Consider the following 13,991-nt stretch of genomic DNA (forward strand, 5'->3'; position numbering starts at 1 on the left):
TCGGCTCTGGCCCACTTTGGGACTGTACGGTCTTCGGTGTAACTCCTGATCAAGGAGAACGCACCTGATGAGTACTGTGATCCAGGCATCGACGGAGATCGACCTGGAGGACGCCGCGGTGGCGCGTAAGAAGTCGGAGAGCTCGACGGATCGGGAGCTGGTGGCCAGGCTGGTCGACCAGGCGCGAGCCGAAGGGGTGGAGCTGGTCGGTGAGAACGGGCTGCTGGGCCGGCTGACCAAGCTGGTGCTGGAGTCCGCTCTCGAAGGCAAGATCACCGACCATCTCGGCTACGACAAGCACGAGCGCGCTGGCAGCGAGACAGGCAACTCGCGCAACGGGACCCGGTCCAAGACCGTCATCACCGACGTCGGCCCGGTGGAGATCACCGTCCCGCGGGATCGGGACGGCAGCTTCGAGCCGAAGATCGTGCGTAAGCGGCAGCGGCGCCTGTCCGGCGTCGATGAGATGGTCATCTCGCTGGCCGCCAAGGGCCTGACCACCGGCGAGATCTCCGCGCACCTGGCCGAGGTCTACGGCGCCGAAGTCTCTAAGCAGACCATCTCCACCATCACCGACAAGGTGCTGGACGGCATGGCCGAGTGGCAGAACCGGCCGCTCGACGCCGTCTACCCGGTGATCTTCATCGATGCCATCCATGTGAAGCTGCGGGACGGCCAGGTGGCCAACCGGCCGGTCTACGTGGCGATGGCGGTCACCGTCGATGGCGAGCGCGACATCCTCGGCTTGTGGGCCGGCGACGGCGGCGAGGGCGCCAAGTTCTGGCTGCACGTGCTGACCGAGATTAAGAACCGTGGCGTCGCTGATGCGCTGATGGTGGTCTGCGACGGGCTCAAGGGGCTGCCGCAGGCCATCGAGACCGTCTGGCCGCAGGCCGTCGTCCAAACGTGCGTCGTTCACCTGCTGCGTGCCTCGTTCCGGTATGCCGCCCGCCAGCACTGGGACGCCATCGCCAAGGCGCTCAAGCCGGTCTACACCGCGCCGACCGAGGCGGCGGCGCTCGAGCGGTTCTATGAGTTCGCCGAGGTCTGGGGCGGTAAGTATCCGGCGATCGTGAAGTTGTGGGAGGACGCCTGGGCCGAGTTCGTGCCCTTCCTCAACTTCGACACCGAGATCCGCCGGGTGATCTGCTCGACCAACGCCATCGAGTCGGTCAACGCCCGTATCAGGAGGGCGGTCAAGGCCCGCGGCCACTTCCCGAACGAGCAGGCCGCGCTCAAGTGCGTCTACATGGCGATCATGAGCCTGGACCCGACCGGCAAGGGCCGCAAACGCTGGATCACCCGCTGGAAGGCCGCTCTGAACGCCTTCGCCATCACCTTCGAAGGCCGCCTGACCCCGACCACCCGATAGATCAAGTCAAGATCGAGATACACCGATCACTGGACAGACCCTATCCAGGACGGATCAGGTAAAGAGGGTTCTCCATCACCCAGAAACGATCTTTACACACTTCAGGTGACAAGCTCCGGCGGTTATCAGGTGGAGCAGGGTGACGGGCTTGCCGTCGGGTACGAAGCAGTAGTGAAAGGCCAGCTCCCCGGTCGTGCGGTGCTTGCGGACCAGCAGATAGTGGGTCGGGCCGGCCGTGGGTGATCCAGGCCCAGGCGTAGGTGCGCTCGCCCTTGGAGCCGTCCCGGCGAGCGGACGGTCCATTTTGCGTTCTGCTTCAGGCGCTTGGCCACTGCTTCGCAGATCAGGCAGGTGCCGCCGCCGAGCGTGAGAGTGACGGTAGCGCGGATGCGGCAGCACGTAGGCGTGGCCATGCTCTTCCAGGAAGGTACGCAGTGTCGTGCAGGCGCCGTAGACCTCATCGCCCGCAACGAAGTCCAGGCGCACGCTGTCGGCGAGCAGATCAATGGCCAGCTCACCCTTGGTGGCGAATGCCAGTTCCAGGGGCAGGCCCTGTGCTGATCCCCTTGACAGAGCCGCTGATATCCTCGGTGAGGATCCACTGCCGCGAGTCGATCAGCGTGTGTCCCGCGCTGGCGCGAACGTATGCCAGGTGGACGAGGCGCCAGGTGCGCAAAGAGCCGGAAGCACCTGCGTTCGCCGGTCAGTGCGGAGCGGTTGCCGGAACGCCGCCTACTTCGCCCAAACCGACGCCGACACTCAAGCCGGCGCCTGGCCACGTGCCCCTGATCGTCGAGCAGATAGGCGCCCAGGCGAGATTGGGGTCCCAGCGTGCAGCCGCCGCCTTGACTTCTGGTTTCCTCCCAGCGCACCGGCTTCGCCGCTACGCCTGTGCCGAACTTTCTCGTCTACCGCCGTGGCGGATCCGCCGCGGCCTATGCCGAACCCTGGCGGTCAAGCGTCGCCTGAAGGACGCGGGTGAGCCCCGCGGCCAGCCAGGTGTGTGTTCACAGGAGACCGGCGTCGCGTACTTTCATGGCGACTTGGACACGGCTGTCAACTCCCAGTTTCGCGAAGATCCGGGTGATGTTGGCCTTCACAGTGGCGACGCTCATGTAGAGGTGTTCGGCGATTTCGGCGTTGGAGTTGCCCTGGGCGACCTCGATCGCGACTTGCTGCTCGCGTTCGGTGAGTTTGGCCAGCTCCCGCTGCGCCTCCGGGCGCTGTGGTTCGCCTCCGCCGGTGGCTGCGGCGATCACCTGTCTTGCGACACTCGGCGACAGCACCGGCTCGCCCTTCGCCACGGTCCGGACCGCCTCGATCATCTTCGGCGGAGGCGTGTCCTTCAGCAGAAAGCCGTCGGCACCGAGTCGCAAAGCCCGCAGCACCATGTCGTCGGCGTCGAAGGTGGTGAGCACGAGGATCCGGGGCGGGTCCGGCTGGGCCAGCAGCAGTTCAGTGGTGATCAGCCCGTCCTGGTCGGGCATCCGGATGTCCATCAGCACGACATCGGGCCGCAGGTCACGGATCACGGTCATGGCCTGCCGTCCGTCCGCGGCCTCGCCGACGAGGTCCAGATCGGGCTCACCACCGAGAATGAGGCGCAGACCGGTGCGCACCATCGGATCGTCATCCACGATCACCAATCGAGTCACGGTGTAAAGCCTCCCATGGCAGCCGGGCGTCGAGGATGAAGCGCCCCTCCTGGGCGGCGTGGCTGAGAGTGCCGTCGGCCATCCGGATCCGTTCGGCCAGGCCGACCAGCCCCATCCTGCCGCCGGGTCCCGCGGCCGTACCGGACGGCGCCGGGTTGCTCACCCGGATGCGCAGGCCGTGCCCCGGCCGTCCGGCGAGCTCGACCGTCACCCGGCTGCCCGGCGCATGCTTACGGGCATTGGTAAGAGCCTCCTGCACAATCCGGTACGCATGCCGGCCCGTCTGCGTCGGCAGGAGTTCCCTGTCGGCGATGGTGTCGTCCACATCGACGTGCTGGCCGGCGGCGCACACCTCGTCGAACAGGGCGTCCAGGTGGCCCAGATTCGGCTGCGGGGCCTCTATGGCGCCGTCGCGCCGGAGCGTGCCGAGCACGGTGCGCAGCTCGTTCAGCGACTGGTGCGCGTTCTCCTGGATCGCCAACGCGACCTCGCGGGTCTCCTCGGCGGTGAGGTCCTTTCGGTAGGCCAGGCCGCCGGCGAGCATGGACAGCAGGGATATCCGATGCGCCAGGACGTCGTGCATCTCCTGAGCGATCTTGAGCCGTTCCGCCAGCTTGGCCTGCTCAATCAGCTGCAGCTGCTGGCGTTCGGCGAGCCATGCCATCTCCTGCCGCGAGGTGGCCAGCTCTTGACGGCCGCGAAAGTACAGGCCGAAGACGGTCAGCCCGCCAAGGATGATGGTTCCGGTCGCAATGGAGACGTCGGTCGCCTCGCTGATGGCGGGCAAGGTGGCGCGTCCCACCACGCACAGCCAGGCGACGGCCGCGACGGGGATGATCTGACGCCACCGACGATGCATGCACAAGGAGACATACGCGACGTATGCGGGGCCACCCGCCGTACTGGAGAGCGTGTGCAGCAGGGCGGTGGCCAGGGCGATCTGCCACGGCCAGCGACGCCGCCATCCCATCAGAACCAGACCGGTCACGCCGAGTCCTACGCCGATCAGAGCCGACGGAAGCCGGTCAGGGTTCCGGAGAACAAGCCAGCTCCAGATGGCGCCATAGAACAACATCGGTAGCAGGGCACGGGAGACCATGTGGTGGTCTCGGACGTGACGTACGAGGCCGTCTGGCGGCTCTTCAGCGAACTGCTTCCGGAGAAGTACGGCATTCAGGCAACGTTCGTCGACGTGGGCGATCTCGGCGCGGTCCGCCGCGCGTGCGCCCGAACACCAAGCTCGTACACGCGGAGACTGAACCCGGACGGGTTCAGCCGTGCTGCTCGGCATGGCCTGGCACGGCTCAGTGGGCCTTGCCGACTATCAGAGCGCCAAGTGGGCCGACCGGTCGTCCAGACCTTCAGATTGATCGTGTTCCCGCCGGGAGGGCCGCGAGCGCGCCGTTGCGCTCACGCTTTGAACTGGCTACCGACCTGACTGCCGTCACAGAGGTGTGACTGGGCTGGCCTGCGGCACGTACACCAGAGCGTCGTATGCCTTGGCGGGCACCATCTTCACCGTGTAAGTCCAGCTCAGCGAACTGTAGATCGACCGGAAGCCGTCGCCGACGTTCCCCATTCGGACCTCCGACGTGAGCAACTCGCGGTTGCCGGGCTTCGTCGAGGCCTGTGCGAGGTTTATGTAGCCCAACGGCTCGGTGCCGAACAGCTTGGCCAAAGGCGAGGTGTGGCTCACAGTGAACTGCTTGCGTTCGCCCGAGCCGTCGTCCTTGCTGACGAAGGTGCTCGTGCCGAAGTCAGTGCCAATGGCGAAGTAGTCCTTGCCGTACGCCTTGGCCAGCCGCCGACCCATCGACTCGAAAACGAATGCCGCACCGCTCTTGTCGATGTGGCCGTTGTGACCGGCCACGATGATGTTCTTTCGTCCCCGGACGCTCTCCACGTCGGCGATCCACCTGACGTTCTCGGCCATCCATGCGTCCCGCTTGCTGCCGTAGTCATTGCCTGAGACCTGCAGTTGTGCTCCGTGCTGGATTGTCTCGGCGTGGTGCACAGCGAGGGCGAACGCCTCCTGGGAGCTCGCCGTGACGTACTTCTCCCGATTGTCCTTCATTTGGCCGACGAGTTGCCCAGCTGCGGTAGCGGCCGCAGTGACCTTCTCCTTGTCCTGTTCGGACCTGGTGGCATCGGTGAGGGCGGCCAGTGACGCTTCGACCGGACGAACCCGGGCAGGGTCGACCGTCGCGAGATAGCGCAGCAGCCGCTCCTTGTTCCGGTCGTAACGCTGCATGTCGAAGCCGTAGAGACGCACCTTGTCCACGTCAGCGACGGCGGCGTTGTGGTCATGGAGCCACTGGAGCAGATTCGCCGTCTCGCGGGTCCGGTAGAGGTCGAAGCCGAGCGCTGTCGCCGCGTCCTGCGCGCTGCCCTGGCCCTTGATGACGTAGTCGTTGGCCGTGGCTGTGCCGCCGTAGTCTGCCTCCATGGCGAGAGTGCGGAAGCCGTACTCGCGCACCAGCTTTCGGATGATCAACAAGCGGGTCTGGACGAACTCCTTGTTGCCATGCGTGGCCTCACCGATCCCGACCACACGTTTCCCGGCAGCGTCGGCGAGGGAGGCCCGGTCGAGGGAAACCACTGTGTCGGACGTCACCCGCGAGGTGTCCACACCCCCGCATCCGGTCGCCGGCAGAGCGATCAAGACGATGCCCAGGAGAGTTCGGAGCCTGCGCCCCATGTCAGCTCACTTCCTTGCGGGTCACGCGCGCGACGCCGAGCGTCATCGGAATGACGATCCAGAAGATCACTGACACGGCCAGCCGGGCGGTGTCGCCTCCGGTCATGTCGCCGGACATCAGGGGGGCGGCGGCGGTGCCCAGGTCGAGCCACTCGGTCAGGACCTCTCCGGTGGCACCGAGCTGAGCGACGACGCTCCACAGCATCGGTGTCGCCAGGTAAATCACGATCGCGGCCGGCGCGTTCAGGAGGAGCATGCCGACGGAAAGACCCATCGCGACCACGAGGACGTTCGCCACGGCCCAGCCCAGAAGGGTTACAGAGGCGATCTCCCAATTGGCAGGGACGGCTTGGGCACTGGCGACGGCGGCCGTCACCGGCACCGCGACCAGCATCGCGAACAGAGAGGCCGCCGCAGTCGTGATCAGCGGTGGCAGGCACTTGGCCGCCAGCACCCGCCGGCGTCGAGGTTCGAGAACGAACGTGGTCAGGGCGGTGCGGTGGCTCCATTCGCCGGTCACCGTGAGGATGCCGATCACGGGGAGCAAGATGCCGAATCCGATCCCGGCAGTGTGGACGAGGGTCTGCAGCTGTGGTCCGGAAACGACGCCGCGAGCCACGATGGACGCCAAAGTCAGAAAGAGCAGGATCACCGTCATGATCTTGCCGCTGCGGGTGTCGAAAAGCTTGCGGGTCTCGACCGACAGCAGCCGGTGGAACGGGATCGCGGCCTCGATCCGGTCCGTGGTCTTGGGGCTGCCGGTGCCGACGTCGTGCGTCATGGTGCCATTCCGGTCGCTCTTGCCTGCGGGGATGCCGGTGTCGGTCACGCTGCGCTCCGGTTGGCGTTCGCGGTCAGTTCGAGGAAGGTCTGTTCGAGGTCGCGGCCCTGGCCGAGCTCGTCAACGGTGCCCTGGGCGAGGACGCGGCCCCGGCCGATCATCACGATTCGGTCGGCGACCCGCTCCACCTCGTGCAGCAGGTGCGAGCTGAGCAGCACAGTGTGTCCCGAGTCGGCGAGGTTGCGCAGCAGCCCGCGCATCCACTGGATGCCCTGGGGGTCGAGACCGTTGGCGGGCTCGTCCAGGACGAGCACTTTGGGCCGGCCGAGGAGTGCATGAGCGACGCCGAGACGCTGGCGCATGCCGAGTGAGTAGCCACCGACCGTCCGTCGGCTCTCCCTGGCCGCCAGTCCGACCATGTCGAGGACCTCGCAGACCCGCGACTTCGGCAGTCCGAGCAGCATCGCGCTCAGGGTCAGGATCTCCCGGCCGGTCCGGCCGGGATGCTGAGCGCCGGCGTCAAGAAGAACGCCCACCTGGGAACCCGGACAGCCCAATTCGGTGTACGGGCGGCCTAGTACGGTGGCCGAGCCCGATGTAGGGCGGGACAAGCCCACCAGAATGCGCATAGCCGTGGACTTCCCGGCACCGTTGGGCCCTAGGAACCCGGTGATACTTCCCGCTTCGACGGTGAAGGACACGTCGTCAAGTGCCTTCACGTCCTTGTAGAGCTTGCTGACGTGGTCGAACTCGATCATGGATCAAGTCCACAGGACACGCGGCCACTCGTCATCGAACCCAGGTCGAGGGCGGCCGGGCGCGAGGGCTAGATCGCTCGCCCCAGACTGTAGACCTTCGGCCACCCGGATTGGACCTGGGTAGCTAAGGCATCGACCAGGCGGTATCTATGCTGTGGAGCGTGCACGACCGTACGGAGAACCGGCTGGCCCCGGACCAATGGGGCACCACCCTGCCCTACGTGTGTGCCGTGCTGCCGATGCTATTCCGTGTAACTGTCATTGGCTCGGGCCTTTCCCGTAACCCGGACCTGCTTCCGATGGCGCTGGCCGATGTGGGGCTCGGTGTGATCGGTCTGGTTCTGATGGGATGGCGGCGTCGCTGGCCGTGGCAGATCGCCCTGGCCACCGCCCTGCTGCACACGCTCTCCAGTACGGCGGGTGGCCCCGCATACGTCGCGTATGTCTCCTTGTGCATGCATCGTCGGTGGCGTCAGATCATCCCCGTCGCGGCCGTCGCCTGGCTGTGCGTGGTGGGACGCGCCACCTTGCCCGCCATCAGCGAGGCGACCGACGTCTCCATTGCGACCGGAACCATCATCCTTGGCGGGCTGACCGTCTTCGGCCTGTACTTTCGCGGCCGTCAAGAGCTGGCCACCTCGCGGCAGGAGATGGCATGGCTCGCCGAACGCCAGCAGCTGCAGCTGATTGAGCAGGCCAAGCTGGCGGAACGGCTCAAGATCGCTCAGGAGATGCACGACGTCCTGGCGCATCGGATATCCCTGCTGTCCATGCTCGCCGGCGGCCTGGCCTACCGAAAGGACCTCACCGCCGAGGAGACCCGCGAGGTCGCGTTGGCGATCCAGGAGAACGCGCACCAGTCGCTGAACGAGCTGCGCACCGTGCTCGGCACGCTCCGGCGCGACGGCGCCATAGAGGCCCCGCAGCCGAATCTGGGCCACCTGGACGCCCTGTTCGACGAGGTGTGCGCCGCCGGCCAGCACGTCGATGTGGACGACACCATCGCCGACAGGGAACTCCTGCCGACGCAGACGGGCCGGCATGCGTACCGGATTGTGCAGGAGGCTCTTACCAATGCCCGTAAGCATGCGCCGGGCAGCCGGGTGACGGTCGAGCTCGCCGGACGGCCGGGGCACGGCCTGCGCATCCGGGTGAGCAACCCGGCGCCGTCCGGTACGGCCGCGGGACCCGGCGGCAGGATGGGGCTGGTCGGCCTGGCCGAACGGATCCGGATGGCCGACGGCACTCTCAGCCACGCCGCCCAGGAGGGGCGCTTCATCCTCGACGCCCGGCTGCCATGGGAGGCTTTACACCGTGACTCGATTGGTGATCGTGGATGACGATCCGATGGTGCGCACCGGTCTGCGCCTCATTCTCGGTGGTGAGCCCGATCTGGACCTCGTCGGCGAGGCCGCGGACGGACGGCAGGCCATGACCGTGATCCGTGACCTGCGGCCCGATGTCGTGCTGATGGACATCCGGATGCCCGACCAGGACGGGCTGATCACCACTGAACTGCTGCTGGCCCAGCCGGACCCGCCCCGGATCCTCGTGCTCACCACCTTCGACGCCGACGACATGGTGCTGCGGGCTTTGCGACTCGGTGCCGACGGCTTTCTGCTGAAGGACACGCCTCCGCCGAAGATGATCGAGGCGGTCCGGACCGTGGCGAAGGGCGAGCCGGTGCTGTCGCCGAGTGTCGCAAGACAGGTGATCGCCGCAGCCACCGGCGGAGGCGAACCACAGCGCCCGGAGGCGCAGCGGGAGCTGGCCAAACTCACCGAACGCGAGCAGCAAGTCGCGATCGAGGTCGCCCAGGGCAACTCCAACGCCGAAATCGCCGAACACCTCTACATGAGCGTCGCCACTGTGAAGGCCAACATCACCCGGATCTTCGCGAAACTGGGAGTTGACAGCCGTGTCCAAGTCGCCATGAAAGTACGCGACGCCAGTCTCCTCTGAACGTGCACTGAGCTGATTGAGGGTCGATTGGTGTGCGATGTGCAGGCAAACGCGTGGTCGGGATCGGAGAGGCCACGCACGGCAACAAGGAGTTCGTCCAGATCCGCACGTTGATCATCCAGAAGCTGGTGCGAGATCATGGCTTCCGCACCGTCCCGCCTGGAGGCCGACTTAAGCGGCACTTTCTCATGCCAACGATCAACCTGGGCGGAATTCGGTTGGCGAGAGCGTCCAGATCATCCGTACAGTTGCATCAGACCACCGGCTTGCCGGTGCGGTACACCGGAGAGCGTGGGTGGAGGCCAGCAGATTCTGCAGAGATAATCGTCGGGCATCGACCGGGTCGATGGTGATGTGAGAATTTCACATTGAAAGGTGGTCAGTATGTCTTGATGGTATAACTATGGCCCACTGCCTTGGGGTGCGTGTCCGGGCAGTGGGCGGATGACTGAACGCCGATTTCCTTCCACGGGCCCAGGGCAGTCTTCTTGGTGCTGCCGTTTGAGCATGAGCGACGGCTCGCACATAACCCGCACCTTTGTCGCAGCGAGCCCACGTGTAGTCATCCTGCCAACCGAAATTATGGTGGCAGTCAGTTGGCGGGGGATCCGCCTTCGCAACGCCGGCCGTCAGCGAGAGTACGGCGATAGCGGCAGCCGATACGAGCGCAGCAGAGACTTTTCTGTTCACGATCGTGATCGTACAGACACTGACCAGGAGAATCACTAGGATTCATCGACGTTTCGGGGCGTGCGGCCAATGTGTAGACCCGCGAGCAATAGAATGTGGTCTCTCTGGTATTGACACCGCGTACTGCTCTGCAGGCGGCCCGCCTCGACAGCGGATCGCGCGAGAACCGAGCCGGTGCGCACCGCAACCGCGTGGTTACCCTGTGCGTGGTGTTTGGTCACTCTGCACTGTCGATTTGTCAGAGCCGCCGCCAGTGCCCCGAGAAAGACGCAGCCCTCGAGGACCAGGATCCTCGAGGGCTCTCTCCGTTTGACGCTCAGCAGCGCACCGTTCCAGTGCCAGATCCAGCGGGTCAGTGCCGTACCCAAAACCACGAGACCTGGAACGCTCTCCGACATGTGCCAGTTGCTCCTGCCTCATCCGTACGACGGCTCATCACCGTCTGGCCGCGCCCCAGGTGACCACGGCGGTGCTCACGTCCGATGAGCTGTAGGCACGCAACTTGGGCAGACGCTTCCGCGGGGGACAGTCCCCTGTCTTGCAGGTGTCGTGCTTGGGATGGTCCGTCCAGGAGACAGTGATCTCTCCTTTCCTGCCACACCCGGCGGAACGACGATATGGCTTGTCCTGCTTGTAGCCGCGGACCTGCACGCAGACCCGGCTGGATGCCTCCCATCGATAGAGAAGCTTGGCGCCGAGTTTCAGCCGACAGGCGTGTCGCCACTGGCTCCACCGCATCGGCGCCGCGACCGCGTTGTCACCCAGGCACTTGCCCTGACCGGTGGCCGCGGCCACCGGGTGCAGAGCGGTCGACGCGGACGCGGTGGGCGCCGACACGATGGACAGTGACGCCGCCAGGGCGACGGCGGCTCCCGCCCAGAGAACTCGATCCCACATTTCGTGAACCTCCTCGCGTTGGATTTTTCGTTAGAGCGCAACCCAGGCGGCTAAGCTCGATCGGCCGGTCCGGTTCACCGAGTCCACAGAATCCGCGCGCTCACTCCACACGTTGACGGCGTGAGTACGCCGTGGGACGTGCGGTGCCACGCTGGCGGAACATGGAATGAAGATCGGCGTCAGGCGCCGCAGTGCCCGGGGTTCTTGGGCAGCCAGCGCTGGCCAAGCACGGGATGACCGGGACGGGGCTGAAGGGTGATCCGGCCACCCCATTTGATGCACTTCTTGGCCGCGTTGGCGATGACCGGTCCTGCGTACAGGTAGGGATGCCGGTCCCTAGCCGCGCGTGTGGGTGACCCCTCGACCTGCAGATAGGCCTCAACGCGCAGCCGGGTCGAGCCGGCGAACTCGCGGCTTTTCCATGTGACCACGCAATTCCTGCTGCCGTCGTACAGCAGGTAGATCGTGGCGTAGGTCTTCCCATGGCCGCCGAACTTAAGCCTGTGCTTGTCGATCACGTACATTTTGCCGCCGCCGCACACCCCGATCGGAGTCGGATATGCCTGTGCTCCGGCGAGTGCCGATTGAATCCGCCAATCAATACTCAGCCACAGTGTTCCCACGAGCTGAACCACCAGAGCCGCTCTCCCCGCTTGGGATAGTAGCCTCCGCCCCATCGGATGCATTCGCCCGGAGCCTTCAGCTTTCGTGGCCCGGCATAGATGTCATATCTTCCAAGGTCTGATTTCTGCTTCTTGTCGCTCTGCCTTGCAATGAAGCTGTAGAGCTTGGCGGAGTTGCCTATATGTGAACCGCTCTTCCATGTGATCACACAGTTAGTTGAGCCGTTGTAGAGGAGGTATATCGTCGCGTAGACGACTCTGTTCTTGGACAGTTTATGTGAGTCGATAACGTGATATCGGCCGCCGCCACAAACGGAAATCGGTGATGAATCAGCGACCGCGGGAGTGCTGGGAGTCAACAGTCCGGTCAGTGCCAGAACCGCAGCTCCGGTAAGCATGCTTACCCGCTTCAAGATATTCATTGCACTCTGCCCTTCAACCGAGCGGAAGAGGTTCCGAAACGAGGTCAATGATCCCGTTGACAGTCTGGGAGCGTCGATACCCGAGAGTCCACTGATTCTTTGCACTCAGTGGCGCCCTGCAGATCCGGCGTCGACGGGCAACCACTGCAGCAGACGAGGGAGGAAAGGTGGTCGATCAGCAGTCCGGATAATCGGCATGCTGATGATGTCGTAGACGCCTACCCTGTCGGCGGATGTGCACAGCGCGGAGGTTGGGCTGGCGGGATTGACACTCCAGCCCAGGCCAGTTCGCGACGCTCCCGGATCGACATCCTCGTGAAGCACTGACCAAATACTGATTAAGACACGTCGCCCAGGACGCTGTCCTGCGAGGTCTACGCAGGTACCGAGTTCACAGTAGCTCCGTTCTGATCTCTTCACTGGAACGGATCGCGCATCCCTCTCTGTCAGGGTTTGTTGAGACTGATGTGACTACAGTTCATCTGACTGATGAGGGTGAGTAAGGATCTCAACGAACCGTGAGCATGAGACTGGCCGAGCGTTCCCCGGCGTCGATCGCCGATGATGGAGCAATGAGCTCGGGTAAGGGCAAGCAGGGGCCACGCGCGGACCGGCCGCGGCGGCGGACGTTCACGCCCGAGTACAAGCAGGCGATCTTGGCCGAATACGACGCGCTGACCGAACCGGGCGCGCGGGGCGCGCTGCTGCGGCGGGAAGGGCTGTACTCCTCGCATCTCGTGGAGTGGCGGCGGGCGGCCGAGGCGGGAGCGCTGGACGGCCTGGCCAAGGGCGGCAAACGCTCGGGCAAGAGCGGCGAGCAGGCCGAGCTGGAGCGGCTGCGGCGCAAGGTGGAAGCGCTCGAGGCCGAACTGGCCCGAAAAGACGCGGCGTTGGATCTGGTGGGAAAAGCACATGCGCTCTTGGAGACGCTCTCCGAGAGCGCGGCCTCAAAGCCGAGGTCGAACAGGCGATAGGCGAGGTCTTCGCTGACCTGGAAGCCGTCACCTCGACCAGCGCGGCGTGCGCGCTGCTGGGCAAGTCGCGGGCCAGCCTGTATCGCCAACGCGCCCGGGCCAGTGGCCCGCCGCGTAAGCCCGGCCCCGTCGAGCCGCCGCCCAACGCGCTGACGCTCGACGAGCGTGAGCGCGTGCTGGCAGTGCTGACCGAGCCGCGCTTCGCCGACAAGGCAGTCGCGCAGATCTGGGCCGAATTGCTGGACGAAGGGGTCTACCTGGCCTCTCAATCGACCATGTACCGGCTGCTGCGCGAGCAGGGACTGGTGCGCGAGCGGCGTCGGCTGGCCGCGCATCCGGCCCATGTCAAACCCGAGTTGGTGGCCCATCAGCCGAACGACGTGTGGAGCTGGGATATCACCCGCCTGCCCGGCCCGACCCGCGGCACCTTCTACCAGCTGTATGTGATGCTCGATATCTTCAGCCGTTACCCGGTGGGCTGGCGGCTGGAGGCGGCCGAGGACGCCGCCATCGCCGAGCGGTGGATGGCCGGACTGATCACGGCACACGGCCGGCCCAAGGCGATCCACGCCGACCGGGGCAGCGCGATGACGTCCAAGAACGTCGCTCAGTTACTGGTGGACCTGGGGGTGCAGCGCAGCCATTCCCGCCCGCGCGTGTCCAACGACAACCCCTATTCGGAAGCCCAGTTCAAGACGCTGAAGTACCGCTTCGACTTCCCCGAGCAGTTCTCCTCGATCGAGCACGCGCACGCCTGGTGCACCGATTTCTTCGACTACTACCGGCACGAGCACCGTCATGCGGCGCTGGGGCTGCACACCCCGGCCTCGGTCTACTTCGGCACCGCCGGGCAGATCCAGCTCCAGCGAGCTCAGGTTCTGGCCGCGGCCTATGCGGCCAATCCAACGCGGTTCGGCCGACCGCCGACCCCGCCCCCTATGCCCACCGCGGCGTGGATCAATCCACCGACCCCACAAGCGCTCATAGCGTCCACATAGCAAGAGACTGTCTCAAGATCCTTGACAGGTACCGCAGCGGCAAAGCGCGTCAACGCTGTTCCTTATGGATCGGCAGGGTGTCGATAAAGAGTTGCGTGCCGTCGGCCGGATTTGTTGGACTGCCCCCAAGAGCGCCGATCGATCGAGGAGGCCGGGATGAA

12 protein-coding genes and 1 pseudogene are annotated in these 13,991 nt (G+C 65.3%); 5 read left to right on the forward strand and 8 right to left on the reverse strand.

Annotated elements, in window-relative coordinates; translation table 11 throughout:
• Positions 1-67: 67 nt before the first annotated feature.
• Entirely contained in the window at positions 68-1,372 is a 1,305-nt protein-coding gene (locus EDD27_RS21820) for an IS256 family transposase (protein ID WP_127934034.1), read from the forward strand.
• Positions 1,373-1,759: 387 nt separating this feature from the next.
• Entirely contained in the window at positions 1,760-1,933 is a 174-nt protein-coding gene (locus tag EDD27_RS54445; protein ID WP_164903725.1) for a hypothetical protein, read from the forward strand.
• A 446-nt stretch (positions 1,934-2,379) separates the two neighbouring features.
• Here the strand turns inward: EDD27_RS54445 and EDD27_RS21825 are convergent, their stop codons facing one another.
• From EDD27_RS21825 to EDD27_RS21850, 5 genes are all read right to left on the reverse strand, one after another.
• Complete coding sequence (locus tag EDD27_RS21825; protein ID WP_127934035.1) at positions 2,380-3,027, reverse strand: response regulator; 648 nt, start codon at positions 3,025-3,027, stop codon at positions 2,380-2,382.
• Entirely contained in the window at positions 3,002-4,015 is a 1,014-nt protein-coding gene (locus EDD27_RS21830; protein WP_164903726.1) for a sensor histidine kinase, read from the reverse strand. The genes EDD27_RS21825 and EDD27_RS21830 overlap by 26 nt, the downstream gene beginning before the upstream one ends.
• Positions 4,016-4,471: 456 nt before the next feature.
• Positions 4,472-5,725 carry an erythromycin esterase family protein gene (locus EDD27_RS21840; protein WP_127934037.1) on the reverse strand — a complete coding sequence of 418 codons (1,254 nt, stop codon included), beginning with the start codon at positions 5,723-5,725 and terminating at the stop codon, positions 4,472-4,474.
• Between the two features lies 1 nt (position 5,726).
• Positions 5,727-6,554 carry an ABC transporter permease gene (locus EDD27_RS21845; protein ID WP_127934038.1) on the reverse strand — a complete coding sequence of 276 codons (828 nt, stop codon included), beginning with the start codon at positions 6,552-6,554 and terminating at the stop codon, positions 5,727-5,729.
• Positions 6,551-7,264, reverse strand: a complete 714-nt coding sequence (locus EDD27_RS21850; RefSeq protein WP_127934039.1) for an ABC transporter ATP-binding protein — start codon at positions 7,262-7,264, stop codon at positions 6,551-6,553. Before EDD27_RS21850 ends, EDD27_RS21845 begins: the two co-directional genes overlap by 4 nt.
• 161 nt (positions 7,265-7,425) lie before the next feature.
• Here EDD27_RS21850 and EDD27_RS21855 point away from each other — a divergent pair, with 161 nt between their 5' ends.
• Positions 7,426-8,604, forward strand: coding sequence for a sensor histidine kinase (locus EDD27_RS21855; protein ID WP_164903727.1), 1,179 nt, complete (start codon positions 7,426-7,428; stop codon positions 8,602-8,604).
• Positions 8,591-9,226, forward strand: coding sequence for a response regulator (locus EDD27_RS21860; RefSeq protein ID WP_338324758.1), 636 nt, complete (start codon positions 8,591-8,593; stop codon positions 9,224-9,226). The genes EDD27_RS21855 and EDD27_RS21860 overlap by 14 nt, the downstream gene beginning before the upstream one ends.
• A gap of 1,125 nt (positions 9,227-10,351) precedes the next feature.
• On the opposite strand, the gene EDD27_RS21865 is transcribed toward EDD27_RS21860, so the two are convergent.
• The 3 genes from EDD27_RS21865 to EDD27_RS21875 form a co-directional block, all read right to left on the reverse strand.
• Positions 10,352-10,813: a hypothetical protein gene (locus tag EDD27_RS21865; RefSeq protein WP_127934042.1), complete on the reverse strand. Its 462-nt coding sequence runs from the start codon at positions 10,811-10,813 to the stop codon at positions 10,352-10,354.
• A 179-nt stretch (positions 10,814-10,992) separates the two neighbouring features.
• Complete coding sequence (locus tag EDD27_RS21870) at positions 10,993-11,448, reverse strand: hypothetical protein (RefSeq protein WP_127934043.1); 456 nt, start codon at positions 11,446-11,448, stop codon at positions 10,993-10,995.
• Positions 11,418-11,858: a hypothetical protein gene (locus EDD27_RS21875; RefSeq protein ID WP_127934044.1), complete on the reverse strand. Its 441-nt coding sequence runs from the start codon at positions 11,856-11,858 to the stop codon at positions 11,418-11,420. Before EDD27_RS21875 ends, EDD27_RS21870 begins: the two co-directional genes overlap by 31 nt.
• A gap of 572 nt (positions 11,859-12,430) precedes the next feature.
• On the opposite strand from EDD27_RS21875, the pseudogene EDD27_RS21885 reads away from it, so the two are divergent.
• Positions 12,431-13,830: pseudogene (locus EDD27_RS21885) on the forward strand (IS3 family transposase).
• Positions 13,831-13,991 lie beyond the last annotated feature (161 nt).

Source organism: Nonomuraea polychroma (assembly GCF_004011505.1).
GTDB classification, from domain to species: domain Bacteria; phylum Actinomycetota; class Actinomycetes; order Streptosporangiales; family Streptosporangiaceae; genus Nonomuraea; species Nonomuraea polychroma.